This window comes from Variovorax sp. PAMC 28711, assembly GCF_001577265.1.
Taxonomy (GTDB): domain Bacteria; phylum Pseudomonadota; class Gammaproteobacteria; order Burkholderiales; family Burkholderiaceae_C; genus Variovorax.
In genome coordinates this window covers 2,671,906-2,697,500 of sequence record NZ_CP014517.1, presented here as the reverse complement: position 1 = coordinate 2,697,500, position 25,595 = coordinate 2,671,906, and the positions used below count along the sequence as shown (strand labels likewise).

Annotated in this window: 21 protein-coding genes (1 of these 21 running past the window's edge); 13 read left to right on the top strand and 8 right to left on the bottom strand. The window is 68.0% G+C overall.

Annotated elements, in window-relative coordinates:
• Both AX767_RS13090 and AX767_RS13085 read left to right on the top strand, forming a co-directional pair.
• A protein-coding gene (locus AX767_RS13090) for an ATP-binding cassette domain-containing protein (RefSeq protein WP_068631739.1) crosses the window boundary here: on the top strand, positions 1 to 1,465 show its 3' portion. It extends 437 nt beyond the left edge of the window; only the last 1,465 of its 1,902 coding nucleotides appear in the window; its start codon lies off the left edge, out of view; the stop codon is at positions 1,463 to 1,465.
• Positions 1,466 to 1,544: 79 nt separating this feature from the next.
• Entirely contained in the window at positions 1,545 to 3,263 is a 1,719-nt protein-coding gene (locus AX767_RS13085) for a phospholipase D family protein (protein WP_082755014.1), read from the top strand.
• Here AX767_RS13085 and AX767_RS13080 read toward each other — a convergent pair whose 3' ends face one another.
• Positions 3,264 to 4,679 carry an aminotransferase-like domain-containing protein gene (locus AX767_RS13080; protein WP_068631737.1) on the bottom strand — a complete coding sequence of 472 codons (1,416 nt, stop codon included), beginning with the start codon at positions 4,677 to 4,679 and terminating at the stop codon, positions 3,264 to 3,266. It abuts the gene before it with no gap.
• A gap of 96 nt (positions 4,680 to 4,775) precedes the next feature.
• On the opposite strand from AX767_RS13080, the gene AX767_RS13075 reads away from it, so the two are divergent.
• From AX767_RS13075 to AX767_RS13040, 8 genes are read left to right on the top strand one after another with little or no spacing between them, the layout of a single operon-like run.
• Positions 4,776 to 5,375, top strand: coding sequence for a LysE family translocator (locus AX767_RS13075; RefSeq protein WP_068631736.1), 600 nt, complete (start codon positions 4,776 to 4,778; stop codon positions 5,373 to 5,375).
• 23 nt (positions 5,376 to 5,398) lie between these two features.
• Positions 5,399 to 6,313, top strand: a complete 915-nt coding sequence (locus AX767_RS13070; RefSeq protein ID WP_068633685.1) for a DMT family transporter — start codon at positions 5,399 to 5,401, stop codon at positions 6,311 to 6,313.
• On the top strand, positions 6,310 to 7,518 hold the full coding sequence (locus tag AX767_RS13065) for an aminotransferase-like domain-containing protein (RefSeq protein ID WP_068631735.1): 1,209 nt from the start codon (positions 6,310 to 6,312) through the stop codon (positions 7,516 to 7,518). Before AX767_RS13070 ends, AX767_RS13065 begins: the two co-directional genes overlap by 4 nt.
• A gap of 19 nt (positions 7,519 to 7,537) precedes the next feature.
• Positions 7,538 to 8,173 carry a LysE family translocator gene (locus AX767_RS13060; protein ID WP_068631734.1) on the top strand — a complete coding sequence of 212 codons (636 nt, stop codon included), beginning with the start codon at positions 7,538 to 7,540 and terminating at the stop codon, positions 8,171 to 8,173.
• Between the two features lie 35 nt (positions 8,174 to 8,208).
• Positions 8,209 to 8,850, top strand: a complete 642-nt coding sequence (locus AX767_RS13055) for a glutathione S-transferase (protein ID WP_068633682.1) — start codon at positions 8,209 to 8,211, stop codon at positions 8,848 to 8,850.
• Positions 8,851 to 8,858: 8 nt separating this feature from the next.
• Positions 8,859 to 9,770, top strand: coding sequence for a PhzF family phenazine biosynthesis protein (locus AX767_RS13050; protein WP_210392480.1), 912 nt, complete (start codon positions 8,859 to 8,861; stop codon positions 9,768 to 9,770).
• A 10-nt stretch (positions 9,771 to 9,780) separates the two neighbouring features.
• A complete protein-coding gene (locus AX767_RS13045) occupies positions 9,781 to 10,482 on the top strand; it encodes a VOC family protein (RefSeq protein ID WP_068631732.1) in 702 nt (233 codons plus the stop codon).
• 5 nt (positions 10,483 to 10,487) lie between these two features.
• Positions 10,488 to 11,453 (top strand): threonine dehydratase, encoded by a 966-nt coding sequence (locus AX767_RS13040; RefSeq protein ID WP_068631731.1) that lies wholly within the window; start codon positions 10,488 to 10,490, stop codon positions 11,451 to 11,453.
• A gap of 56 nt (positions 11,454 to 11,509) precedes the next feature.
• On the opposite strand, the gene AX767_RS13035 is transcribed toward AX767_RS13040, so the two are convergent.
• From AX767_RS13035 to AX767_RS13010, 6 genes are read right to left on the bottom strand one after another with little or no spacing between them, the layout of a single operon-like run.
• Entirely contained in the window at positions 11,510 to 12,211 is a 702-nt protein-coding gene (locus tag AX767_RS13035; RefSeq protein ID WP_210392479.1) for a GntR family transcriptional regulator, read from the bottom strand.
• Positions 12,208 to 13,212: a Gfo/Idh/MocA family protein gene (locus AX767_RS13030; protein ID WP_068631730.1), complete on the bottom strand. Its 1,005-nt coding sequence runs from the start codon at positions 13,210 to 13,212 to the stop codon at positions 12,208 to 12,210. Before AX767_RS13030 ends, AX767_RS13035 begins: the two co-directional genes overlap by 4 nt.
• Positions 13,209 to 14,327 (bottom strand): ABC transporter ATP-binding protein, encoded by a 1,119-nt coding sequence (locus tag AX767_RS13025; RefSeq protein ID WP_068631729.1) that lies wholly within the window; start codon positions 14,325 to 14,327, stop codon positions 13,209 to 13,211. The genes AX767_RS13030 and AX767_RS13025 overlap by 4 nt, the downstream gene beginning before the upstream one ends.
• A gap of 46 nt (positions 14,328 to 14,373) precedes the next feature.
• On the bottom strand, positions 14,374 to 15,258 hold the full coding sequence (locus AX767_RS13020; protein WP_210392477.1) for a carbohydrate ABC transporter permease: 885 nt from the start codon (positions 15,256 to 15,258) through the stop codon (positions 14,374 to 14,376).
• 5 nt (positions 15,259 to 15,263) lie between these two features.
• Positions 15,264 to 16,229 (bottom strand): carbohydrate ABC transporter permease, encoded by a 966-nt coding sequence (locus AX767_RS13015; RefSeq protein ID WP_156481039.1) that lies wholly within the window; start codon positions 16,227 to 16,229, stop codon positions 15,264 to 15,266.
• 28 nt (positions 16,230 to 16,257) lie between these two features.
• Positions 16,258 to 17,586: an ABC transporter substrate-binding protein gene (locus tag AX767_RS13010; protein ID WP_082755013.1), complete on the bottom strand. Its 1,329-nt coding sequence runs from the start codon at positions 17,584 to 17,586 to the stop codon at positions 16,258 to 16,260.
• 230 nt (positions 17,587 to 17,816) lie between these two features.
• On the opposite strand from AX767_RS13010, the gene AX767_RS13005 reads away from it, so the two are divergent.
• Genes AX767_RS13005 through AX767_RS12995 form a run of 3 tightly spaced genes read left to right on the top strand, consistent with a single transcriptional unit; the run spans position 17,817 to position 21,358 of the window.
• On the top strand, positions 17,817 to 19,538 hold the full coding sequence (locus AX767_RS13005) for an IlvD/Edd family dehydratase (RefSeq protein ID WP_068631727.1): 1,722 nt from the start codon (positions 17,817 to 17,819) through the stop codon (positions 19,536 to 19,538).
• Complete coding sequence (locus AX767_RS13000; RefSeq protein ID WP_068631726.1) at positions 19,535 to 20,404, top strand: amidohydrolase family protein; 870 nt, start codon at positions 19,535 to 19,537, stop codon at positions 20,402 to 20,404. Before AX767_RS13005 ends, AX767_RS13000 begins: the two co-directional genes overlap by 4 nt.
• Positions 20,405 to 20,440: 36 nt before the next feature.
• Positions 20,441 to 21,358 carry a dihydrodipicolinate synthase family protein gene (locus AX767_RS12995; RefSeq protein ID WP_068631725.1) on the top strand — a complete coding sequence of 306 codons (918 nt, stop codon included), beginning with the start codon at positions 20,441 to 20,443 and terminating at the stop codon, positions 21,356 to 21,358.
• Between the two features lie 188 nt (positions 21,359 to 21,546).
• Here the strand turns inward: AX767_RS12995 and AX767_RS12990 are convergent, their stop codons facing one another.
• Positions 21,547 to 25,563, bottom strand: a complete 4,017-nt coding sequence (locus AX767_RS12990; RefSeq protein WP_068631724.1) for an autotransporter outer membrane beta-barrel domain-containing protein — start codon at positions 25,561 to 25,563, stop codon at positions 21,547 to 21,549.
• Between the last annotated feature and the right edge of the window lie 32 nt (positions 25,564 to 25,595).

Here is a 25,595-nt window from a genome sequence, read left to right as displayed (position 1 = left end):
GCTCTCCGGCGGGACCCGCAAGCGCGTGGCATTGGCCCAGGCGCTGGTGGCGGCGCCCGACGTGCTGTTGCTCGACGAGCCCACCAATCACCTGGATCTGGACTCCATCGAGTGGCTCGAACAGTTGCTGGTCGACTTCAAGGGCAGCGTCGTCACCATCACCCATGACCGAACCTTCCTGAACCGCGTCGCCACCCGCATCGTCGAGCTGGACCGCGGCAAGCTGAACTCCTACTTCGGCAACTTCGAGCAATACCTTCTGCAAAAGGAAGAACAGCTCGCCCAAGAAGCCGTCATCAGCGCCAAAGCCGACAAACTGCTCGCCCAAGAAGAGATCTGGATTCGCAAGGGCGTCGAAGCGCGTCGCACGCGCAGCCAGAGCCGCATCACCCGCCTGCAGGACCTGCGCGCCAACCATGCGTCGCGCCGCAACGTGCAGGGCAGCGTGAACATGGACGTGGCCTCGGGCCAGTCGAGCGGCAAGATCGTGGCCGAACTGACCGATGCGACCAAGGCGTTCGGCGAGAAGACCGTCATCCGAGGCTTCACAGGCACCATCCTGCGCGGCGACAAGGTCGGCCTGATGGGCCCGAACGGCGCCGGCAAGACCACGCTGCTCAAGATGATCCTGGGCGAACTCGAGCCCGACAGCGGCAAGATCCGCCGCGGCACCAACCTCCAGGTCGCGTATTTCGACCAGATGCGCGACAAGCTCGACCTCGACGCGACGCTGGAAGACTTCATCAGCCCCGGCAGCGAGTGGATCGAGATCGGCAGCCAGAAGAAGCACGTCAAGAGCTACCTCTCGGATTTCCTGTTCTCGCCGGCGCGCGCCAATTCGCCCGTGCGATCGCTCTCGGGTGGCGAGCGCAATCGCTTGCTGCTGGCGCGCCTGTTCGCGCGCCCGGCCAACGTGCTGGTGCTCGACGAGCCGACCAACGACCTGGACATCGACACGCTCGAGCTGCTCGAACAGCTGCTGCAGGACTACGACGGCACCGTGTTCCTCGTGAGTCACGACCGCACCTTCCTCGACAACGTCGTCACCAGCACGATCGCTTTCGAGGGCGACGGTCGCTGGCGCGAATACGAAGGCAGCGTGCAGGACTGGCTGATCCAGTCGAAGCGTGCGCGCGAGATCGCAGAACAGCGCCTCGCCGCGGCGCCCACGCCAGCGGTGGCGGCGTCGGCCCCGGTCGCCGAAGCGGCCAAAAGCGCCCCGGCGACGACGCCCCGCAAGAAGCTCAGCTACAAGGAACAGCGCGAACTCGACACCCTGCCCGCGCAGATCGCCGCGCTCGAGGAAGAGCAGAAGCGCGTCGCCGAGATGCTGGAGATCGACGGCGGCGCCATCTATGCCAACGACGCGTCGCGCGCCGCCGAACTCGGCGAGCGCCACGCGCGCATCGATGATGAAATGCTGGCCCTGCTCGAGCGGCAAGAGCAACTCGGCGCTGCCCGCTAGGCCGCACGCCGCGCTTGTCCGACGCGAACACGTCGGCGAGTGCGATATACAGACCGCCCTCCTGTCACCGAGCCGCCGCATGCCCCCCATTCCCGCCTTCGGGCGATTCACGACCGCCTTGAAACGCTGGAGCCTGCTGATCGGCGTCGCAGCCCTGTCGGCCTGTGCGCAGCTGCCTAAAGACGTGCAGCGCCCGGTTTCCCATGCGCTCGCTTCGCCTGCCGAGACGCCGCTCGGCGCGCTCGCGCAACAGCGCCACGATGCGGCCGGCGCCCGGTTCGACTCCGGCTTTTTGCTGCTCGACGGCCCGCAAGCCGCGTACGGCAGCCGACTTGCGCTGGTCGAAGGCGCCCGCAAGACACTCGACCTCCAGTACTACGCGATTCACGCCGATGCCAGCACGGGGCGCCTGTTGCGGGCCATCCGCGACGCCGCCGCGCGCGGCGTGCGCGTGCGCATCCTGATCGACGACTTCCACAGCACCGGCCGCGACGCGCTGGTGCTGTTGCTCGGCTTCGAGACAAACGTCGAGATGCGCCTGTTCAACCCGCTCGCCGGGGATCGCGACTCCACCTTCTCGCGGCTGGCCAACTCGCTCAGTGAAGCCTCGCGCGTGCAGCAGCGCATGCACAACAAGCTCTTCATCGCCGACAACGCGATGGGCGTGACCGGCGGACGCAACCTCGGCGATGCCTACTTCGGCAATGCCAAGGCCGGCAATTTCGTCGACCTCGACGTGCTCGCCGCCGGACCGATCGTGCAAGACCTGTCGCGCAGCTTCGATGCCTACTGGAACAACGAACGCTCGTACCCCGTGCAGTCGCTCGTTACGAAAGAAGAACTGCAGGAAATGCGCAATCGGGTTCGTCCACCCGCTGGACCTAACGGCGAGCGCCCTGCCGACAGCGGCGGCCCCACGCCGGAGCAGCGCGCATTCGCCTGGGACGAAAAACCGCTCGACCTGGCAAGCGCCCGCTTCGTTTGGGCGCCGGCGGTCGTCATGGCCGACAAACCCGCCAAGATCGCCCCCGACACCACCAGCCCGGACGCGGGCGCAGGCAAGGCCCCCGCGATGGTGATCAGCCAGCAACAAGACAACGCAGGCAGCCCGCGCACGGCGGCGCTCGACGCCTCGGCCGATTTGGCGGCCGGCAGCGAAACGGTGGTCGAAGGCCTGCTTCAGCTGATCGGGCAGGCGCGACGCGACCTGTTGATCATCTCGCCGTACTTCGTGCCCGGCGACGACATGAAGCAGGCCTTCGCCGCGGCGCGCGCGCGCGGCGTTCGCGTGCGCGTGCTGACCAACTCGCTCGCGTCGAACGATGCGCCGGTGGCCCATGTCGGCTATGCCCGCCATCGCGAAGAGTTGCTCGCCATGGGCGTCGAGCTGTACGAAATGCGCAGCGAGCAGGCCGGCGTCGGCAAGGCGTTCGGAAGCTCGGGCTCGGGCTCGGGCGTGACCGGCCAATCGCGCGCGATGCTGCATGCCAAGGTCCTGGTGCTCGACGGCCGCCTGCTGGTGGTGGGCTCGATGAACCTCGACCTGCGCTCGCAGCTTCAGAATACCGAGGTGGCCTTGCTGATCCAGAGCAGCGAGCTCTCGCGCATCGCGACCTCCCAGATCGAAACGGCGCTGCGTGAAGGGGCGTGGCACGTCGAATCCGTCGACGGCCAGCTCACCTGGCGCGCCCCCGAAGGCAGCGGCCTGCAGGACAGCACGACCGAGCCCGACGCCAGTGCCAGCCTGCGACTGCTGCTCAAGCTGTTCGGCCCGCTCGCGCCGGACAAGCTTCTGTAGTCAGCGGTCGCGCACCCGCCCGAACACCTTCCAGAACTCTGCGTCCTGCGCCGTCGCGAAGTTGATGCGCATCAGCGTCGACGGTGGCCGGCGTGCATGGAACAGCGAACCGGGCGCGAGCAGATAGCCTTCGTCCAGCATGCGCTGCGTCAGCGCGTCGGTGTCGACGCCCGTGTCGACCCAGCCGAAGAGCCCCGCCGGTTCCGACACGAAGCTGCAGCCGTGCGACAGCGCCAGCTTGACAGTGCGGGCACGCGCGCCGTCCAGGCGGATGCGGATGCGGTCGGCGTGCCGGCGCAGCTGCCCCTGGTCGATGCACCAGGCGAGCGCCCGCTCGAACAAGGCCGGCGTGGTCAAGGTGCCGAGCAGTTTGGTTTCGAGCAAGCGGCCGAACAACGCCGGCGGCGCCGCGAGAAAGCCGATGCGCCAGTTCGGCGCGAGGATCTTGGCGAAGCCGCTCACATAGACGGTCCGCTGCAGGCTGTCGAGCGCGCAAAGCCGCGTGGCGTGTTCGGGCGCGAGGTGGCTGTAGGTGTCATCTTCGACGATGTGGAAGTCGTGCTGGTTCGCCAGCTGCAACACCCGGTGCGCGCTGCCTGGCGAGAGGCTGTAGCCGGTCGGGTTGTGGAACACGCTCACGCTCACGAACAGCTTGGGCTTGTGCGCCTCGCAGTACTTCGCCATCACGTCCAGGTCGGGCCCGTCGGCGCGGCGCGGCACCGGCAGGATGCGCATGCCGAGCGACTCGAGCCGCGCGAACTCGATGGCCCAGCCCGGCTCCTCGACCATCACCGGGTCGCCGGCACGCAGCAACGTGCGGCTCACGATGTCCAGCGCGTGCGTGGCGCCGATCGTGGTGATGATCTGGTCCGGCCCCGCCGGCACGTTGATGCTCACCAGTTTTTGCGACAGGCTGCGGCGCAATGCCGCGTCGCCGGCCGGCTCGCCGTATTGCAACGACAGCTCCTGCAGCGCGCGCGTGCCGGTCAGCCGACGCAGTGCGGTCGGCAGGAAAGTCGACTCCATCCAGTCCGGCGGAAAGACGCCCATGCCGGGTTGCGGCTTGTCGCTCTGGCGATGGAACATGCCGCGAATCAGCGAACTCGCGTCCGCCGGGATGCCGGACGCGCCCACCGGCGTCGTGGTCGCTTTCACGACGCCCTGCGCTGGCCCCTCCTGCGCGGGCGCTGAATCCCGCACATAGAAGCCGCGCTGGCGCCGCGCCTCGACCAGCCCTTGCGCCAGCAACTGGTCGTACGCCGCCACCACCGTGTGCGGGCTCACGCCCTGCTGGCGCGCACATTCGCGCACCGACGGCAGTCGCGCGCCCGGTGGCAGCAGACGATTGCGGATGCGTTCGGCGAAGCGGCCGGCGAGCTGTTCGGTCAGCGACTGGGTCGAGGTTCGTGTCAGCATGGCGAGTCTGTGTCTGGGGGTCGACCAATACAGAGGCAACCTATGTTTGGCAATCTGTATTGGCACTGTAATGGTCATCAGTTTAGAGTCGGCTGCATGAACTGGCAAGAATTCACCGCCCTCCTGGTGTTGGCCACCGCGATGAGTTTTTCGCCCGGCCCCAACACCACGCTCTCGACCGCCATCGCGGCCAACGGCGGACTCAAGCGCGCCATGCGCTTTCTGTTGGCCGTTCCGGTGGGCTGGTCGCTGCTGCTCGCGCTGTGCGCAGCGGGCCTCGGTGCGCTGGTGGTGGCCGAGCCCGCGCTGCGCGTGGCCATCAAGACGCTCGGCATCGGCTACCTGCTGTGGCTGGCGTTCAAGCTGAGCGGCAGCGCGACGCTCGGGAGCGCCGAAGGTCGCGCGCTCGACATCGGCTTCGGCCAGGGCGTGATGCTGCAGTTCGTGAACATCAAGGCCTGGCTGCTCGCGCTCACGCTGGTGGCCGGCTGGATCGCGGGCCAGCCCGACGCGTGGCAGCGCTACGCGATCGTCGCGCCGGTGATGCTGGTCTATGCGTTCACCAGCAACTTCGTCTATGCGCTGGTCGGCTCGCTGCTGCGCCACTGGCTGGCCGAGGGCAAGCGCCTCTTGTGGTTCAACCGCGCGATGGCGCTGGTGCTGGTGCTCACCGCCTGGTGGATGGTCGGCGCGTGAAGCTGAAGGACGAAACCCTGGGCATGTGGATGGGCGTGCTGGGCGTGGCCTTTTTTGCCGTGACGCTGCCGATGACGCGAATGGCCACCGGCACAGCGATCGCACCGCAGTTGTCGCCGTGGTTCGTCACGGTTGGCCGGGCGGCGCTGGCCGGGGCGCTGTCGATCGTCTTCCTGCTCGTCACGCGTTCGCCGCTGCCCAGGCGCACGCAATGGCGGCCGCTCGGCATGGCGGTGCTCGGCAACGTGATCGGCTATCCGCTGTTGCTCGGGTACGCACTGCGCGTCGTCACGGCCAGCCATGCAGCGGTCATCACCGCGCTGCTGCCGCTGGTGTCGGCGATGGTCGCGGCCTGGGTGCTGCACCAACGCGCGCGCCTCGGCTTCTGGGTCTGCGCGGTGGTCGGCAGCTTGCTGGTGGTGGTGTTCTCGGTCTTGCGCGCGCACCAGCACGGCAGCGGCTTCGGTTTCGAATGGGCCGACCTGCTGCTGGTCGGCGCGGTCGTCGCCGCCTCCTTTGGCTATATCTACGGCGCGCAGGTCACGCCGGCGCTGGGTGCCGAGCGCGTGATCTGCTGGGTCTGCGTGATGGCGCTGCCCTTCACGCTGCCGGCCACGCTGGTGCTGTGGCCCCAGCAGCCGGTCGCGGCCTCGGCATGGGTCGGCTTCGTCTATGTCGGCGTGTTCTCGATGTGGATCGGCTTCTTCGCCTGGTACCGCGGCCTCGCGCTTGGCGGCGCATTGCGCGTGAGCCAGACGCAGCTGCTGCAACCGTTCCTGTCGATCCTCGCGTCGATCCCGCTGTTGGGCGAGCCGCTCGATGTGGTCACGCTCGGCTTCGCGGCCGCGGTGGTCGCCACGGTCGTCATCGGCAAGAAACTTTCGCAACCTGTCGCTGGCAGTACAAACAACGCCCCGCTCACAAGGAGAACCCCATGAACTGGAAACTGGCCAGACGCGCCGCAAAGATGAACCCGTCGGTGTTGCGCGAGATCCTGAAAGTCACCGAGCGGCCCGGCATCATCAGCCTGGCCGGCGGCCTGCCGTCGCCCAAGACCTTCCCGATCCAGGCTTTCGCCGACGCCTGCGCCGAAGTGCTGCAGAACGACGGCCAGGCCGCGCTGCAATACGCCGCGAGCGAAGGCTACGGCCCGCTGCGCCAGGCGGTGGCCGACATGCTGCCGTGGAACGTCGACCCCGACCAGGTGCTCATCACCACCGGCTCGCAACAGGGCCTCGACCTCGTGGCCAAGGTGCTGCTCGACCCCGGCAGCACCGTGCTGGTCGAAACGCCGACCTACCTCGGCGCATTGCAGGCCTTCGGCCCGATGGAGCCGGTGCCGGTGAGCGTGGCGACCGACGACGAAGGCGTGCGCGTGGACGACCTGGTGGCGAAATCGAAAGACGCGCGCTTTGTCTACCTGCTGCCCAATTTCCAGAACCCGACCGGCCGCACCATGACCGAAGCACGCCGCGCCGCCGTGTCCGAAGCCGCCGCCAAAGCCGGCCTGCCGATCGTCGAAGACAACCCCTACGGCGAACTCTGGTTCGACGAGGCGCCACCGCTGCCGCTGACCGCGCGCAACCCCGAAGGCTGCATCTACCTCGGCTCGTTCTCCAAGGTGCTGGCGCCGGGCCTTCGCCTCGGTTTTCTGATCGCGCCAAAGTCGATCTACCCGAAGCTGTTGCAGGCCAAGCAGGCGGTCGATCTGCACACGCCGATCTTCACGCAGCGCATGGTGTCGTCGGTGATGAAGGACCACTTTCTCGATCGCCATGTGCCGACGATCCGCGCGCTCTACAAGCGTCAGCGCGACGCGATGGTCGCGGCGCTCCAGCGCGAGATGAAGGGCCTGGACGTCACCTTCAACGTGCCGGTCGGCGGCATGTTCCTGTGGGCGCGCATGCCCGAGGGCATCGACACGGTCGCGCTGCTGCCCAAGGCGGTCGAGCGCAACGTGGCCTTCGTGCCCGGCGCACCGTTCTATGCAGGCGAAGGCGATCCGCGCACGATGCGCCTGTCGTTCGTGACGGCCAACGTCGACGAGATCGACACCGCCATCGCCGCGCTCGCCGCCACCGTGCGCGACGAACTGGCCCTGCAGCGCCAGGCGCGCGGCGAGCCTGCGTTGGCCGCAGGCTGATCTTGCGCAGGCCGCGACCATGATCGATCTCGCAACGCTGGGCCTTCTCATGGTCGCGGTGCTGGCACTCTTCGCCTCGCCGGGACCGAACATGGCTTTCGTGCTCTCGCAGGGCGCCGCGCACGGCCCGCGCGGTGGACTGGCCTGTGGCATCGGCTTCGCCGCCGGCGACGTGGTGCACACGCTCTGCGCCGCGACCGGCGTGACCGCGCTGGTCGCAGCCTGGGCGCCGGCGTTCGACCTGCTGCGCTATGCGGGCGCGCTTTATCTGATGTGGCTGGGCCTGCAGGCCTTGCGCGCGGGCGGGCTGCCCGCGGCCAACCCTGAAGCAACGCGCGTCTCTTTCGGGCGCATTGTTCGCATGGCGTTCGTCAACACGCTGGTGAATCCGAAGGCGCTGTTGTTCTTCATGGTGTTCCTGCCGCAGTTCGTGCATCCGGCAAACGGACCCGTGGTGCTTCAGATGCTGCTGCTGGGCAGCGTGCTGTCAGCCATGTCGCTGGTGGTGAACACTGCATTGGGTGCAGCAGCCGGCCAGATGGCGCGTCGCCTGCCGCAGGGCACCCATGCCACGGCAGTTCGCCGGGGCCTGCTCGCCACTGTGATGTTCGGCCTGGCCGTGCGCCTGCTGCTGCTCGACCGGCCGCTTCGTTGAAACCCGTGCGCAACACAACGACAAAGGAAACCAACATGCTCAACATCTGGGGCCGCATCAGCTCGATCAACGTGCGCAAGGTGGTCTGGTGTGCGCAGGAACTCGGGCTCGACTTCCAGCGCACCGAGGCCGGCGGCACCTTCGGCATGGTGCACACGCCCGAATTTCTAGCGATGAATCCGAACGCGATGGTGCCGACCATCGACGACGGCGAAGGGGCCGAACGCGTGGTGCTCTGGGAGTCGAACGTGATCGTGCGCTACCTGTGCGCGAAGCATTCGCCCGGCAAGCTCTATGCCGACATGCTGGCCGAACGCTTCGACGCCGAACGCTGGATGGACTGGCAGCAGACCACCCTCAACCCGGCCGGTCGCGATGCCTTCATGCAATGGGTCCGCGTGCCGGCGGCCGAACGCAACGACGCGACCATTGCCCGGTCGGTGACCGCGACCGAGCCGCTCTTCGCGTTGCTCGACGCGCACCTCGCGACGCGCCGCTTCATGTTGGGCGATGCGTTCACCATGGCCGACATGCCGCTCGGCTGCGAGGCGCACCGCTGGTTCGGCCTGCCCGCCACCGGCTACACGCGGCCGGCCTGGCCGCACGTCGAGCGCTGGTTTGCCGAACTCTCGGCCCGCGCCGGCGCCCGCGGCGTGCTCGATCTCGCACTGGAATGAAAACCGAAATGAAAGCCCGCCCCTTCAAGCAAATCGACGTCTTCACCGCCGTGCCGTACCGCGGCAATCCGCTCGCGGTGGTGCTCGACGGCAGCGATCTCGACGACGCGGCCATGCAGCGTTTCGCGCGCTGGACGAACCTGTCGGAAACCACTTTTTTGCTGCCGCCGACCGAGCCGACCGCCGATTACCGCGTTCGGATCTTCACGCCGGGCGGCGAGCTGCCGTTCGCGGGCCATCCGACGCTCGGCAGTTGCCGCGCCTGGCTGGAAGCGGGCGGTCGGCCTCAGGCGCCGGACCACATCGTGCAGCAGTGCGCTGCGGGCTTGATCGCGATCCGGCCGGAAGGCGAACGCCTCGCCTTCGCGGCGCCGCCGCTGCGCCGCAGCGCACCGAGCCCCAGCGTACTGGCGAAGGTCGCCGGCGCGCTGGGGCTGAAGGCGAGCCAGATCGTGACCGCGCAGGTGCTCGACAACGGCCCAGTCTGGTTCGGCCTGTTGCTGAACGATGCCGACACCGTGCTCGCGCTCACGCCGGACCACCGCCTGCTGAAGGAAATGGGTGTGAAGGTGGGCGTGTGCGGGGTGCCGCCGAAAGACGAGGCGCCGGCGCTCATCGCGCGCTCGAACCGCGAATCGCGTGCTTTCGTCGGCACCGCGCGTCACACCGCGACGGTCGATCTCGAAGTGCGGGCCTTCGCCTCGCCGATCGGCGTGGAAGAAGACCCGGTCACCGGCAGCCTCAACGCGGGCCTCGCCGAATGGCTGATCTCCGACGGGCACCTGCCCGCGCGCTACCTCGCGGGCCAGGGCCAGGCGATGGGCCGCGATGGCTACGTGCACGTCGAGCGCGCCGACGACGGCACGGTCTGGATCGGTGGCGACGCCGTCGCCTGCATCGACGGCAGCGTCACGCTGTAAGAAAGCCACCATGCACGCCCAGCTCGACCACCTCGTGATCGCCGCCCGCACCCTGTCCGAGGGCGTCGCATGGTGCGAGGCGACGCTCGGCGTCACGCCCGGCCCCGGCGGCGCGCACCCGCTGATGGGCACGCACAACCGGCTGATGAACATCGCGAGCGATGCGTTTCCGCAGGCATACCTCGAGATCATCGCGATCGACCCGGCTGCGACGCCGTCGCGCGCTGCGGGGCTGCGCCGCTGGTTCGACCTGGACGATGCGGCGCTGCAAACCAGCTTGGCCCAGCACGGGCCGCAGCTGGTGCATTTCGTCGCGCGCGTGCCCGATGCAGAGGCGGTGCTGCGCGCGCTGGCGCACGGGCCCGAGCCGGCCGCGCACATCGATCGGGGCACGCTGATCGAGGCCGGCCGCGACACGCCGGCCGGGCGCCTCGCCTGGCAGATCACGGTGCGCGACGACGGCCAGCGCCTCTTCTACGGCGCGCTTCCGACGGTGATTCAGTGGGGGACCGTGCATCCGGTCGAGGCGATGCCAGCGTCGGGACTCACGCTGCGCTCGCTGCAACTCGCACACCCGCGCGCCGATGCGCTCGCGACGGCCCTCCAGGTGATCGGCTTCGCCGACCTGCCTGTGACCGCGGGCCCGCCGAATCTCGTCGCCGTGCTCGACACGCCACGCGGCCCGGTCACGCTCGAATCGGAAGGACTGTGACGGCCATGCACTTCACGCACGACGAGATCGTGGCCGCGCAGCGCACGGTGTACGCGGCCATGCCGCCGACACCGCAGTACGCCTGGCCGCTGCTGGCGCAACGCCTCGGCGCCACGGTGTGGGCCAAACACGAGAACCACACGCCGGCCGGCGCCTTCAAGATCCGCGGTGGGCTCACCTACTTCGAGATGCTTGCAACGGCGCATCCCGAAGTGCGACACGTGGTGAGCGCCACACGCGGCAACCATGGGCAATCGGTCGGCTTCGCCGCGCGACGCCACGGGCTGGCCGCCACCGTCGTGGTGCCGCACGGCAACTCGGTCGAAAAGAACGCCGCGATGCGCGCACTCGGCGTCACGCTGATCGAGCACGGCGACGAATTCCAGACGGCCAGCGAACACGCCGCACGGCTGGCCGAGCGCGACGGGTTGCATCGCATTCCATCGTTTCACCGCGACCTGGTGCGTGGCGTCGCGACGGCGTACGTCGAGTTTTTCGACGCACTGAAGGACAACGCGCCCGACGTGCTGTTCGTGCCCATCGGCCTGGGCTCGGGCTTTGCCGGCGCTGCGGCGGCGCGCGCGCATGTGGGCGTGAAGACGAAGCTGATCGGCGTGGTGTCGGCGCACGCGACCGCCTACCGCGATTCCTTCCTCGCAGGCCATGTGGTGGAGTCGCCCGTGAGCACCGTGCTGGCCGACGGCATGGCCTGCCGCACGCCCGTGCCGGAGGCGCTGGAGATGATCCGGCGCGAAGCCGATGACGTGGTGATGGTGAGCGACGCCGAGGTGGCCGAAGCGATGCGCGTGCTCTTCACCGACACGCACAACGTGGCCGAAGGCGCCGGCGCCGCGGCGCTGGCCGCTGCCACGCAACAGCGCGAACGCTGGCGGGGAAAAACCGTCGGCATCAGCGTGAGCGGCGGCAACGTCGACGCCGCGATGTTCGGTGAAGTGCTACAAAAACGATAGCTGTTCGCGCCGGCTGGCGGGCGTTGCAGCCACTTTTGGCTCGCAGAATCCTTAAACTAGTACGCGTCCGACGCCAGCGCGATCTTGCGCAAATAATCGTTCTTCGCCCCCTGCAAATGTTCGACGCACAGCTGCGCGAGCGCCCAACTGTCGGTGCCCTTGAGCAGCTGGATGATCATGAAGTGATCGCGCTCCGAGGCCTCGGCATGCGCATAGTCGGCGGTCTTCTTGGCGCGCACCGGGAGGCTCTGCCACATGTAGTGCTTGATCGATTCCACCAGGTAAGGATTGCCGCATGCGGCGAACATCGTCAGATGGAATGCATCGTTGGCCTCGTGCACGCCGGTGAAGTTGCGAGCCTGCAGATGGTCACGGTATTGGGCATGCAGCCGCTCCAGTTCCGCGATCACGGCGGGCGAGGCCGGCAGCGGGATGCGCAGCGCGGCCTGGCGCTGCAGCAGCTCGCGCACCTCGTAGATCTGGCCGACCTCTCGCGGGGTCAGCGAGCGCACCGCAACGCCCTTGTTTTTCTCGCGCACCACGATGCCGGTGCGCTCCAGCTCGGCCAGCGCCGCGCGCACGAAATGGCGGGTGACGTTGAAGCGCGCAATCAGCGTGTCTTCGGTCAGACGCGCACCGGGAGCGAGTCGCCCGAAGATGATGTCTTCGCCCAGCACCTTGGCAATGTCGGCCGGCTCGGCATGGGCCGCCGCAGTGGCCGCGCCCAGCGGTTCGTCGAGAAGCACTTCGGTCGTCAATTCTTTTCAATCCCCCCACGTTGGTAAGCAGCCTCCACGAGCGCCAGCGTGCGCAGGTTGTCGGCGGGCTCCGTCTCGAAACCGCGTCCGCTCTGCACGCAATCGACAAAATGCGAAATCGTCGCGGCATAGGACGCCAAGTAGCAGGCGGGCATGTCATATCGTAGCTCGGCAGGCCGCGCGCCGAAGCAGCGCAGCGTGTCGCCCTCGAGCTCGATGGTGCCGGTGGTGCCGACCAGCGTCAGGCGGTCTGCCTGGGCCGCGGGGCGGCCATGCACCGACAGGTTGGCGAGCAGCGCGACCGGTGCCTGCGATGCGGTCTCGAACGACAAGAACGCGCGGTCTTCGCCGCGCATCGCCGGGCTCGCATGGCCGAGCCGCGCATGCACCAGCGTCAGCTCGCCCAGCAGGTAGCGCAACGTGTCGATGTGGTGGATGAGGATCTCCATCACCAGCGCGCGGTCGAGGCTGGCAATAAAGGGTTGGCGCTCCAGCGCGGGCAATCGGCCCGTGGCGTCCGGCAGCAAACCGGAGGTCAGCAGCGTCATGCTGGCCTGCACCACATCGCCGATACGGCCCTCGCCCAGCCACGCCGCGAGGTCGCGGTAGTACGGACGAAAGCGCCAGTTCTCGTGAACCATGAGGCGACATTGCGGCGCCACCTCGTCGGCCAGCGCGCGGGCTTCTGCCAGCGTGGGCGCCAACGGCTTCTGGCACAACACCGCCAGGCCGCGGCGTGCCGCCTCGCGCACGATGGCGGCGTGGAATTCGCGTGGGGCTGCGACGTCCACCGCATCCAGCCGCATCGCATCGAACATGGCTTCTGCACTCTCGAACACCTGGCCGATGCCGTGCTCGCGGGCGCGCGCCTGGGCGTGATCACGGTTCGGGTCTGCAATCGCCACCACAGTGGCCCGCGCTTCCAACGCGCGCCAACCCGCAAGGTGGTGCGCGGTGACCCAGCCCGCACCGACCAGACCGATGCGCAACGGCGTCGTCATGGCTTGCGCACGTCGGCCGCGGGGATCGCCTTTTCGGTGAGCGCGTCGAACAGGTAGAGCGCCTCGTTCGGCACGCTCAGGCCCACGCGGTCGCCGATGCGGCCGCTGACATCGCGGTGCAGCCGCGCCATCACGTCGCCCGCACCATCGTCGAGCGACACCATGAGCAGGGTCTCGGCGCCCAGCGGTTCGATGGCCGAGACCACGCCGCGCAGGGTGGCGCTGTCGTCGCGTGCTTCGTGCAATTGCAGCTCTTCGGGCCGGATGCCGACCAACAGATCACCGGCCGGTGGCAGGGCAGCATCGGCCCAGCGCACCAGCGGCAACTCGGTGCCGCCCAGCGCGGCAACGCGCCGGCCATCACGCTGAGCGATGCAGGCCTTGAGGATGTTCATCGGCGGGTTGCCAAGAAAGCGGGCGACGAACGCATCGGCCGGTGCGCGGTACACATCGAGCGGTTTGCCGACCTGCGCGACCTTGCCCTTGTTCATGACGCAGATGCGCTGGCCCATCGTCATGGCCTCGACCTGGTCGTGAGTCACGTAGATCATGGTGGCACCGAGCCGGTGGTGCAGCCGCACCAGTTCGTTGCGCGTGTTCACCCGCAAGGCCGCGTCGAGGTTCGACAGCGGCTCGTCGAAAAGGAACACCTTGGGCTCCCGCACGATCGCGCGGCCCAGCGCCACGCGCTGGCGCTGTCCGCCCGACAGCGCCGCCGGCTTGCGCGCCAGCAACTCGTTCAGGCCCAGGATGTCGGCCGCCGACTTCACGCGCGCGGCGATTTGCTGGTTGTCGACCTTGCGGCGGCGCAGGCCGAAGGAAAGGTTGTCGGCCACCGTCATGTGCGGATAGAGCGCATACGACTGGAACACCATCGCGATGTCGCGGTCCTTCGCGGGCACCTCGTTGACCTTGCGGGTGTCGATGGCCAGCGAACCGTCGCTGATCGACTCCAGCCCCGCGATCATCCGCAGCGTGGTCGACTTGCCGCAGCCCGACGGGCCGAGCAGCACCATGAATTCGCCGTCCAGCACGGACAGCGAGACGTCGTCGACGGCGGGCTGCGTGGTTCCCTTGTAGCGCTTGAAAATGTTCTGAAGATGGACAGCTGCCACGGTGTGTTCCGGTCGATGAATGGGTGGGAGAGGTCAGGCGCGGCGCTTACTTGACGGCGCCGGCCGTCATGCCCTGGATGAGCTTCTCGGAGAAGAAGGCGTAGAGCACCACCACCGGAATGACCGCGATCATCATCCCCGTGGCGATCATCCCGATGTCCTGGAAGTAGTCGCCCATGTAGGCACGGATGCCGATGGGCAGCGTGCGCGAGCTCGGGTCGCTCAGCAACACCACGGCGAACAGGAACTCGTTCCACAGCTGGATGAAGTTCAGGATGATGGTGGTCGCGATGGCGGGCATGCCCACCGGGAGCACGATGCGCCAGAAGATCTCGAAGTCGGAGTAGCCGTCCATCTTGGCCGCGTCGAACAGGTCCTGCGGGATGCGCGCGAAAAAGCCTTCGAGCAGGTACACCGTCAACGGCAACTGAAGGCTCACGTACACGATCATCAGTCCGAGGCGCGAGTTGTAGAGGTCGTACTCCACCAGCACCTGGAACAGCGAGATCAGGATGATCTGCGGCGGAAAGACAATCGAGCTGAACAGGATGAAATAGACCAGCCGGTTGCCGCGAAAGTTGTAGCGCGCCAGGCAATGTGCCGCGGCCGCGCCGAGCAGCGTGACGATGGCCACCGCCGACACCACGATCAAGGTGCTGTTCCAGAAATACTGCGCAAAGTTGGAGTCCACCCACGCAACGCGGAACTTGTCCCAGTGGAAGGTTTCAGGCCAGGCGAAGTGGTTGGCGCTGATCTCCGATGTGGTGCGCACCGACATCGTCCCGATCCAGAGAAAGGGCAGCGCCGAATACAGCGTGTAGAGCACCACGCCGGCCATGAGGCCGCCGTTGCGCAGCATGCGCGAGAGCGTGGTGGCGATCGAGTCGCGGTGCGCGACCAGTGCGGGCGCGTGTGCAGTGGATGCGGTCATGGGGCTCAGTACTCCATGCGCTCGCGGCGACGGAACAACACGTTGAAGAACACGACGAAGCCGACCACCACGAAGAACCACACGACCGCGATGGCCGAGGGATAGCCGAGGTCGAAGGTGTTCCAGTTGAAGGCGCGCTTGTAGACATAGGTCGAGACCGTTTCGGTCGACCACACGGGCCCGCCCTCGGTCATGATCCAGACCAGGTCGAACACTTTCATCTTGCCGATGAAGGCCAGGATGTAGAGGTTGAGCAGCGTGGGCCACAGCATCGGCACGATGATGTCGGTGAGCTTGTGCCACCAGCCGCAGTTGTCGAGTTCCGCGGCTTCGAGCACTTCCGAAGGCAGCGAGTGCAAGGCCGCCAGGCACACCACCATGTTGAAGCCCGCCCACTTCCAGGCATGCGTGACGATCAGCGAGCCGAGCGCAAAGCGCGGGTCACCCAACCAGGCTTGGGCCCAGCTTTCCAGCCCCATGGCGCGCAACATGCCGTTGACCACGCCCCAGTCGTAGTTGTAGATCCACACCCACATGATCCCGACCACCACATACGACAACAGCACCGGCGTGAACCAGGCCACCCGCAGGAAGCGCGAGAAGGGCACGCCCGCGTAGAGGCAGAGCGCCAGGAGCAAACCGACCACCACGTCCAGGATCGGGCCGATGACCGACCAGATGGCGGTGTTGCGCACCGCCGCCCAGAAGGTCTTGTCCTTGAACACCTCGGCGTAGTGCGCCCAGCCGACGAACTCCGACGACGCGAGGTCGGCGACGTTGAAGAAGCTGTTGTAGAAAGTGCGCAGCACCGGGTAGGCCGTCAGTGCCGCGTAGACGATCAACGCCGGCGCCAGGAACAGCATCACCGTGGGCAGCGACGCGCGCCGCGAGTCGGCCTCGGGCGCGGCGAACCAGGTGGCCAGCGTGCGGCGCATCGACGCCACGACGCCTGAAGAAGAAGGATCGCTCACGTCGGCCACTCCCTGCTGCGCTGCCGCTTCAGGTCGCGGCCTTGCAGGCCGCATCCATCTGGGTCGCCGCTTCGCTCACGCTCATCAGGCCGCCGGGGAACGCCCGGTTGAGCACTTGCGCAAAGGTGTCGCCGCACTTGCCGCTCATGTAGTGCAGCGGCGTGCCGATGAAGTACTTGGAGCCCGCACTGCGCTCCTGCAGTTCCTTGAAATAAGGGGCATAGATGCTGGTGATGCGCGACGGATCGGTCTTGACGCCGGTCTGCAACAGGACGCCCTCCATCCACTTGTTGCCGTTCTCCACGGTGGCCAGCGACGAGAGCATCTTGCCCGCGCACTCCTTGTTCTTGCTGCGCGAATACATGACGTAGCTGCCGCCGACCGCGAGCGTCTTGCACTCGGGGCACTTGCTGCCGTCCATCGCGGGGTACTTCATGAGGCCGAGCGCGAAGTCCTTGGGCTGGCCGCCCTTCTCGGGCGCCACGAACGCGCGGCCGGTGTACCAGCTGGCGATCGGGAACATCAGCGCGCCCGGGTTGGTGTGGAAGTAATAGTGCGACTCGCCCAGCTTCATGGTGGCCATGCTCTTGGGAAACATGCCGGCATCGACCAGTTGCTTGACCCAGGTCATCGCCTCCGTCACGCGCGGGTCCTGGAAGCTCAGCTTGCCGGTCAGGAGCTTCTCGTAGTCGTCGGTGCCCAGCTTGCGCAGCAGCACTTCCTGCAGGAAATAGGCACCGGGATACGGGCGGTCGCCCACGCCGGTGGCAGTCGGCGTGATGCCGGCGGCAGCCGAGCGCTTGACCATGTCGGTGAACTGCGCCTGCGTCATCTGCATGCTGGCCGGCGGCGTCACGCCGATCTTTTTCATGAGATCGCGGTTGTAGTAGAGCTCGACGGAATAGGCCTCTTGCGGCACGGCGTACACCTTGCCATTCCAGGTCCAGGAGCGGCGGGCCCAGTCTTCCAGGTTGGCCAGGTTGATGTAGTTGTCGAGCGGCTCGAGATAACCGCTCTTCGCAAAGGCGATCTCGTCCGGCTCGAGCCAGAAGATGTCGGGCGCCTGGCCCGTGCGCACCGAGGTTTTGACCGAGGTGTAGAGGTCGGCCTTCTGCACGAACTGCAGATTGACCTTGCACTGTGGCGTGGCCGCTTCGAACTGCTTGACGCGCTCTTCGATGAAGCCGCGTTTGGAGGCCTCGTCGGGCCAGTGGCTCCACATCGTGAGCGTTTGCTGTTGCGCGATGGCGGGCGTGCCGACCCATGCCAACGCGGTGCCGGCCAAGGCGATCGCCCCGGCGGCCCGGCGGGCGGTACGCAAGCCTGACGAGGCCATGGCGCGAGGGAAAACCGTCATGTGTATCTCCTGTAGTGGGGTCCGGTTCGAACCGGTCGCGCCGACAAGAAAGGCTTCCATGCGCGGCACATTGTCAATATTATTGACTGTTGAGGCGACGGTGTTTGAGGGTTTTCCCCTGAAAAAGCGAAATTGCCCGCTTTAATTATTGACGATGTTCTTCCGATTATTGATACTTTGCCGATCGCAGCGCTCCATTCCGGACCGCAGACTCGTTCACAGGACCTCCCATGACCCAAGGCATGCGCAAAGGATTGACCTCCTACGGCGACCCGGATTTTTCGCTTTTCCTGCGCAAGGCTTTCATCAAGGCGATGGGCTTGTCGGACGATGCGTTGTCACGCCCGATCGTGGGCATCGCCAACACGTTCAGCGACTACAACGCGTGCCACGGCAACGTTCCCAAGCTGGTGGAGGCGATCAAGCGTGGCGTGATGCTGTCCGGGGCCCTGCCGATGGAGTTCCCGACCATCTCCATCCACGAATCCTTCGCGCATCCGACCAGCATGTTCCTGCGCAACCTGATGGCCATGGACACCGAGGAAATGGTGCGCGCTCAGCCGATGGACGCGGTGGTGCTCATCGGCGGCTGCGACAAGACGATTCCCGCGCAAATGATGGCGGCGGCTTCGGCAGACGTGCCCACCATCATTGTTCCGGTCGGTCCGATGCTCGTGGGCCACTACAAAGGTGAGCAGCTGGGTGCCTGCACCGACTGCCGACGCCTTTGGGGCGAACACCGGGGCGGGCGCATCGATGCGCAGCAGATCGAGTTCATCAACGAGCGGCTGGCACCGACGGCAGGCACCTGCATGGTGATGGGAACCGCCAGCACCATGGCCTGCATCGTCGAGACCATGGGCCTGGCGCTGCCGCGCTCGGCCACGATCCCCGCCACCCATGCCGACCGGCTGCGCTCGGCCGAGGCGAGTGGCATGTTCGCTGCCGCCATGGCAAAAAACGGGGGACCCAAGCCCTCCGCGCTGATGACGAAGGCCGCGTTCCGCAATGCGCTGGTGGTCATGCAGGCCATCGGTGGCTCGACCAACGGACTGATCCACCTGACCGCCGCGGCCGGCCGGCTCGGCGTGAAGATCGATCTGGACGACTTCGACCAACTGGGCCGCGACGTGCCGGTGCTGGTCGACCTCAAGCCCTCGGGCGATCACTACATGGAGCACTTTCACTGGGCCGGTGGCGTACCGCGCCTGCTGCAGGAGCTGGAAGACCTGCTCGACCTCGACACCCCGACGGTGATGGGCGGCACGCTGCGCGACTACATGGCCACCGCCGAAGACGTGCCCGGCCAGACGGTGATCCGCCCGCGCGCTGCGCCGATCAAGGCGATGGGCAGCATGGCCGTGCTGCAAGGCAACCTGGCACCGCGCGGCGCGATCATCAAACAGTCGGCCGCGTCGCCGACGCTGATGCAGCACACCGGCCGTGCGGTAGTGTTCGAATCGGTCGAAGACCTGACCCACCGCATCGACCATCCCGACCTGGACGTGACGGCAGACGATGTGCTGGTGCTGCGCAACGCCGGACCGCGCGGCGCACCGGGCATGCCTGAAGCTGGCTACCTGCCGATTCCGCGCAAGCTCGCGATGCAGGGCGTGAAGGACATGGTGCGTATCTCCGACGCGCGCATGAGCGGCACCGCTTTCGGCACCATCGTGCTGCACATCTCGCCGGAGTCGGCCGCCGGCGGGCCGCTCGGCCTGGTGCAGAACGGCGACCGCATCACCCTGGATGTGCTGAAGCGACGCATCGATCTTTTGGTCGACGATGCGGAACTGGCGCGCCGACGCGAGGCTGCCGGTTCGGCCCCGCCCGCCGGCGCAGCGGCCGTGCCCGACCGCGGCTATGCGGCGCTGTTCCACCGCAGCGTGCTGCAGGCCGACGAGGGCTGCGACTTCGACTTTCTCGTGCCCGGCCGCGCCCCCCGCGAATGAACATGGCGGCCCCGGCCACACCCGACTGCGCCCCGCCGCCAACGACCCCGTCAGCACCGCAACAGCGCCTGCCGCGGCACAGTTGCGATACCCATCTGCATGTGTTCGGCCAGCCCGCGCACTACCCGCTGGACGCGCGCCGCGGCTACACGCCCCACGTCAGCCTGCTCGCCGACTACCGCCGCGTGATGGCCACGCTCGGCATCGAACGCGCGGTACTGGTGCAGCCCAGCGTGTACGGCACGGACAACCGCGCGCTGCTGGATGCACTGCGCGAAGGCGGGCCCTGCTTTCGCGGCATCGCGGTACCGGCAGCCGACATCAGCGATGCGCAACTCGCGGACATGCATGCCCTCGGCGTACGCGGCATCCGACTGAACCTGGTCAACCCCGCGGTACTGAGCGTGGATGCAGCGGTCCGGCTTTGCGCGCGCGCCGAAGCGCGGGGGTGGCATCTGCAATTGCAGCTGGTGCTCGATGCCGCGAACGCCGGTGCACTTCAGTCGTTGCTGCAACGTATCGAGGTCCCGCTGGTCATTGACCACCTGGGCCGCGTGCCGCCGAGCGACAGCCTGCAGCCGCTGCTCGCCGCGCTCGACACCGGCCGGGTGTGGGTCAAGCTCAGCGCGCCCTATCGCGTCAGCACGTTGCCGGCACCGCACGACGACTTGGCATCGCGCATTGCAACGCTGCTGGCCGCCCGGCCCGATCGCCTCCTGTGGGGCAGCGACTGGCCGCACACCGAGCAACCCGCGACCACGCCGCAGGCCGGCGACCTGGTCGACCTGCTGCACCGCTGGATCCCCGACCCGGCCACGCGACAGCGCGTGCTGGTCGACAACCCCGCTTCGCTCTACGGCTTCTGACCGCCCCGCTGACCCATCACTTTCGGACACCCATTCATGACCACCCCTCGCCTGCGCGGCGTCATCGCCGCCACCGCCACGCCCGTCCACCCCGATTTTTCGCCGGACATCGCACGACTGATGCCGCACCTGCGGGGCCTGCTCGAGGGCGGCTGCGATGCGATCAACCTGCTGGGCACGACCGGCGAAGCCACCTCGTTCAGCGTGCGGCAGCGGCTGGCCGTGATGCAGGGCGTGAAGGACGCCGGGCTGCCGCTCGAGCGCTTCATGGTCGGCACCGGCGTGTGCGCGCTGGACGACAGCGTCGTGCTGACGCAGGCCGCAGCCGATCTGGGCTTTGCCGGCGCGCTGGTGCTGCCGCCTTTCTTCTACCCTGGCCTGGACGGCGCAGCGCTGCTCGCCTATGTGGACGCGCTCGTCGCGCGCCTGCGGCCCGGCAAGCTGGCGCTGTATCTGTATCACATCCCACAGAACACGGGCGTTCCCTGGCCCGTGGAAACGGTGGCGGCACTGGCCGCGCGCCACGCCGGTCTGCTGGTCGGCGTCAAAGACAGCTCGGGCGACCTGGAATATTCACGTGCGGTCGTGAAGGCAGTTCCGGGCTTCGACGTGTTTCCGAGTTCGGAGGCCACGCTGGCCGACGCCACCCAGGATGGCTTTGCCGGCTGCATCTCGGCCACCACCAACCTCACCGCGGCCGATGCGCAGACCGCCTGGCGTGAGCAAGGCAGCGCCGCCGGCCGCAGCGCGGTCGCACGGGCCGCGACGCAGCGCGGCATCCTCGCGAGGGAGGCGTTGGTGTCGAGCGTGAAAGCCGCGCTGGCCTTGCGCTACGACGACCCGGCCTGGGCGCGCACCTGCCCGCCGCTGCTGCCGCGCACGGCAGCGCAGCAACAGGCCCTGTTGGTTGATTTGGAGCGGGCGGGATGGGAAACGCACGCGGTCATCGCATGACGCGATCGGGTCTATTGCGATCAAAAACATAGCCTTCCGCGCCCACTGGACAAGCGCTGCCGGCGCTGTGGCTTGAACTTTCAGGCTGAAACAACGATCGGGAAGTTGGCCCGCAACCCGTCGCGGGACCGCTCGAACGGCATGGTTACGGCCGCGCGGTCCATCTGTCGCGCCGCTGCGAGTTCCCCTCAGAACCTGAGCTTCACCCCCACCGAGCCCTGCACCGAAGATTTGACCTTCGACGCGCTACCGCCCGCGTGCGTGAGGCTGCCCAGTTCTCCGTAGACGCTGGTCGTGTTCGTCACCGCCAGTGTGGCCCCCGCAGCCACTTCCACCGAGGTGTAGCCGATGCGGTTGCCGAAGCCGGTGGCACCCGCGCCGCCGATGAAGGTGGTCTGGTCGGCGCCCTTGAAGCCGTGCCACAGGTTGAGGCGGCCGTAGGGCTGCAGACGGCCGATACCGGTCGTGAAGTCACCGGTGATGCGCACGCCCAGGCGGCCGATGACCGCGTTGGCGGTGTCCAGCGCGACGGTGGTCAAGCCGCCGATCCGGAGGGTGTCCAGGCTCTGTCGGTTGTAGATCAGCTGGGCTTGCGGCTCGATGCCCCAATCGGTGCCCATCGCAAAGCGCTGGCCGATTTCCGCCGAGGCGCTCAAGCTCTTGCCGTCGCTGCTGCTGGCGACCTGGTTGACCGACGTGCCAATGATGTCGTGCCGGCCGTACTGCAGGACAAAGTCGGCGTACTGGCCCTGCGCGTTGGCATAGGTCGCGTAGCCGCCGAGGTACGCGGTGTCGCTGCGCAGGCTGCCGGCGTAGCGGCTGTAGAGGTTCAGGCCGTACACGCCGTCGACGCGGGCGTCGCTGCGCAGCTTGCCCACATACAAGCCAGCGTTCCAGCGGTCGTCGGCCACGAGGTCGACCCCCGTCTGGAAGCCGCCGATGCGGGTGCGACTCTCCGGGGCGGTGGCGCCACTTTGCGTGACCGTCGTGTTGCCGCCGATGAGGCGTCCCCAGGCGCGGGTGGCGTTGGGCACGGCCGAGGTGCCGACTGCGCCTTGGTCGCCGACGCGGCGGTGCAGCGTGGAGAGCATGGCCAGGTCGCCCTCGCGCAGGATCGACGGCAGGGCCGTGACCATCGGCACCTCGGCGCGGTAAGTGGGGCGAACGATGGCCGGTGCCGGAGCCGCCACAGGGCCTGCGGGCGGCGCCGGCTCGGCCGGGTTCTCCGGCGTGACAGGCGGGACCGGAGCCACCGGCACGACCGGCGTCACGGGCACCACCGTCGTGGTCGAGCGCAGGAACCAGCTTTCGCCGGCACCCGCCGCGTCGCCATCGACCAGGCGGTATTCGAAAGCGCCGGCGTCGACGTGACCACCGGCCAGCGTGAACGCGTTGGCCGCGGTGGTGGCACCGTTCTGCGCGGTGACGACGCTGATGCCGTCGCCGGTGGTGAGCGCACCGAGACCGCCAACGTTCGTGATCTGCACGGTCGTGTGGCCGGTCGCGCTGGCGGCAATGCCGTCGAGCACGAGGCGATCGCTCAGGCTGCCGCTGTCGCCGAGCGCGGTGCCCAGGCGCAGCACGCCGCCGTTGCCGACGTACGCGCCGATGACGGTCAACGTCGAGCCCGGCGTCGCACTCAGCAGCGAGACGGTGCCACTGTTGGCGAGCGACGCGATGCGCTGGTTGAAGCCTGCGGTGTCGAGCGTGGCGCCGGCAGCGACGGTGTGGGCCGAGACGGCGCTGAGTGTGTTGGCCGCGCCGGCGCGCAGGGTGCCTTCGGCAATGTCGGTGGCGCCGGTGTAGGTGTTGGCGCCCGAGAGGGTCAAAGCCCCGGTTCCGATTTTGTGCAACGCCCCGGAGCCATCGATCACGCCCGAGATCGCGTCGTCCAGGTTCAGGCCGCCGAGCGTGAGCGCATTGGCACCGAGCGAGACCGCGCCCGCGCCGCGCAGCGACCCGATCGCGACGCCCGCATTGGCGCCCGAAATATCGACCGTCGAGGTGTCGAGGTTCGACACGCGTGCCGTCGCGAGCTGCGCATCGCCGAACACCAGCAACTGCGAGGCGCCCTTGTTCGTGATGCTCGCGGTGCCGCCGCTGGCGGCGTCCGTGAAGATCAGGTAACCCGCGCTGTCGTTGACCAGCGTCGAGGCGCCCGCGGTGCTGTTGTCGGCAAAGGTGACGAAGCCGCCCTGGCCGTTGATTTGTGCACTTTCAGCGCTCGACGTGCCCTTGAAATCGATCGTGTTGAACGACGTCAGGGTGTCGGCACCGCGCAGGTTGAACACCGCCGTGCCGGCCCTGGACGCATCGTTGAAGGTGATCCCGTTGTTCCACTCGCTCGCATCCAGCCCGCCCACGGTGTAGACCACTGCGCCAGCGCTTGCCGCACCGTTGAAGTTCAGCTTGTTCCAGCCGTTGACCAGGGCCACGGCGCCCGTGCCGAGCGCGTCGGTGACGTTCACGTTCACGTTCACGCCGTTGCTGAGTGTGGTGATGCCAGTGCGCGTGCCCGCCGCGTTGAGCGTGAGCACCCCGCCGAAGTTGGCGGGCGTCACGGTATTCGACGTGACCGTGAAAGCACCCGGACCCGACAGCGCGCCGTTGAAGGTCGCGCTTTGCTGATCGAGGTCGAGCGTGCCGCCGCCCGCGCGCACCGACACGGCGCGCGACGTGGTCCAGTCGGCCGGCGCGCCGACGAGACGGATCGTTCCGCCGTCGAAGGCGAGGCCGCCCGTCGGCGCGCCGAGGTTGCTGTCGTTGGTGATCTGCAGGACGCCGGCACGCACCGTCCAGGGCGTCACCGCGGTCGTCGTGCCGGTGAGCGTCCAGGTGCTTTCGCCGGTCTTCTCAAAACCCGCGAAACCCCGGAACGCGGTGCCGATCGGCGCCACGCTGAAAGGCGTCGCAGGACTGACATCGCCGCCCAGTGCCAGCACGTTGCCCGCGCCTGTGGCCACCACGTCGCCAATGAAGGCCTGCCCGGAGCGAAGCTCGACGGTGTTGGACGCGCCTGTGATGTCGACGGCGTTGGCGCGCACGTTCGTGCGCGACTGGCCGCCAACGATCAGCGACGCGTTCACCAGAACGTTGTTGTCGCCCACCAGACGCACGCCGACGCCACCGGCGCCGGCAGCGCCCACCCCCCCGGCAGCGGCGTTTCCGCCACCACCGCCCACGCCGCCGAAGAGCGAACCCTCATTGACGAGCGTCACGCCGTTGGCGACCGCGCGCACGCCATCGCCGCCGCTGCCACCGGCGCCTGCCCGGCCGGCGCCGGCGACGTTGGGCCCGGCGTCGCCACCGCGCCCGCCCGTCCCGCCGACGATGTACCCCCCGGCCTCGTTCCGGAGCGAACCGCCCGTGATCAACAACCCATCGCCGCCACCGCCTCCTCCGCCGCCACTCGGCCCGCTGACGGCGTTGCCGCCGGCCCCGCCCAGCCCGCCGGCGCCCCCGATGATGGAACCGGTGTTGGCGACCACACCCCCGGTCTGCCAGAGCCCGCTGCCCCCGCCACCGCCGCCGCCGGCCTGCGCGGAGGCCGCGCCGCCCGAGCCGCCATTGCCGCCGGTGACTTGGCTGCTGTTGGTGAATGGGGTGACCGCAGGCGCGAGCACCACGCCGTAGCCGCCGGCACCGCCGCCACCCGCCGCCTGGATGCCCGTGCCCCCGGCGCCGCCGTTGCCGCCGACCAGCGGTGTCGTGTTGCTGCCCGAGGCGCCCGTGCCGCCGAAAAAACCACCGCCACCGCCACCGCCGTAGCCGTTGATCGCGGGGTTGGTGACGTCGAAGCCGCCACCGGCCAGGCCGTTGGGTGCGGCGGCCGTGCCTGCCGCGCCGCCCAAAGCGCCGACGCCGGCCGGATACGTTCCCGGAGTGCCCGCGCCGCCCTCGCTGGCGCCCGCGGTGCCGGCGCTGCCGCCGGCACCGCCAGTGCCGTTGGTCACGCCGTCGTTGAAGCCGCCGGCACCGCCGACGTTGTCCGCGCCGCCGTCACCGGCAAAGAGCGTGGTGGGCGTTGCGGGGCGTCCCCCGAGGCCCCCGCTGCCGGCGAGCGCCGGGGCGGCGCTCAGGCACAGCGCCGTGGCGACGATGCCCGCGGCACTGGAGACGGACTTGCCGCGCGTGCGCGCAATTTCAGACACGGCCACCCAGGCGGCCAACGCAGGATTCCAGACGCTGCGAAACGACGTATTCATTTTTTCGACTCCCTGAGAAACAGCAAATTGCC

Coding starts and splice junctions, on each gene's coding strand:
- AX767_RS13055 (WP_068633682.1), top strand. CDS start 8,209: ATGCTCAACATCTGGGGCCGCATCAGCTCGATCAACGTGCGCAAGGTG.
- AX767_RS13020 (WP_210392477.1), bottom strand. CDS start 15,258: ATGACCGCATCCACTGCACACGCGCCCGCACTGGTCGCGCACCGCGAC.
- AX767_RS13050 (WP_210392480.1), top strand. CDS start 8,859: ATGAAAGCCCGCCCCTTCAAGCAAATCGACGTCTTCACCGCCGTGCCG.
- AX767_RS13005 (WP_068631727.1), top strand. CDS start 17,817: ATGACCCAAGGCATGCGCAAAGGATTGACCTCCTACGGCGACCCGGAT.
- AX767_RS13010 (WP_082755013.1), bottom strand. CDS start 17,586: ATGACGGTTTTCCCTCGCGCCATGGCCTCGTCAGGCTTGCGTACCGCC.
- AX767_RS12995 (WP_068631725.1), top strand. CDS start 20,441: ATGACCACCCCTCGCCTGCGCGGCGTCATCGCCGCCACCGCCACGCCC.
- AX767_RS13085 (WP_082755014.1), top strand. CDS start 1,545: ATGCCCCCCATTCCCGCCTTCGGGCGATTCACGACCGCCTTGAAACGC.
- AX767_RS13045 (WP_068631732.1), top strand. CDS start 9,781: ATGCACGCCCAGCTCGACCACCTCGTGATCGCCGCCCGCACCCTGTCC.
- AX767_RS13065 (WP_068631735.1), top strand. CDS start 6,310: ATGAACTGGAAACTGGCCAGACGCGCCGCAAAGATGAACCCGTCGGTG.
- AX767_RS13080 (WP_068631737.1), bottom strand. CDS start 4,679: ATGCTGACACGAACCTCGACCCAGTCGCTGACCGAACAGCTCGCCGGC.
- AX767_RS13030 (WP_068631730.1), bottom strand. CDS start 13,212: ATGACGACGCCGTTGCGCATCGGTCTGGTCGGTGCGGGCTGGGTCACC.
- AX767_RS13060 (WP_068631734.1), top strand. CDS start 7,538: ATGATCGATCTCGCAACGCTGGGCCTTCTCATGGTCGCGGTGCTGGCA.
- AX767_RS13000 (WP_068631726.1), top strand. CDS start 19,535: ATGAACATGGCGGCCCCGGCCACACCCGACTGCGCCCCGCCGCCAACG.
- AX767_RS13075 (WP_068631736.1), top strand. CDS start 4,776: ATGAACTGGCAAGAATTCACCGCCCTCCTGGTGTTGGCCACCGCGATG.
- AX767_RS12990 (WP_068631724.1), bottom strand. CDS start 25,563: ATGAATACGTCGTTTCGCAGCGTCTGGAATCCTGCGTTGGCCGCCTGG.
- AX767_RS13070 (WP_068633685.1), top strand. CDS start 5,399: ATGTGGATGGGCGTGCTGGGCGTGGCCTTTTTTGCCGTGACGCTGCCG.
- AX767_RS13040 (WP_068631731.1), top strand. CDS start 10,488: ATGCACTTCACGCACGACGAGATCGTGGCCGCGCAGCGCACGGTGTAC.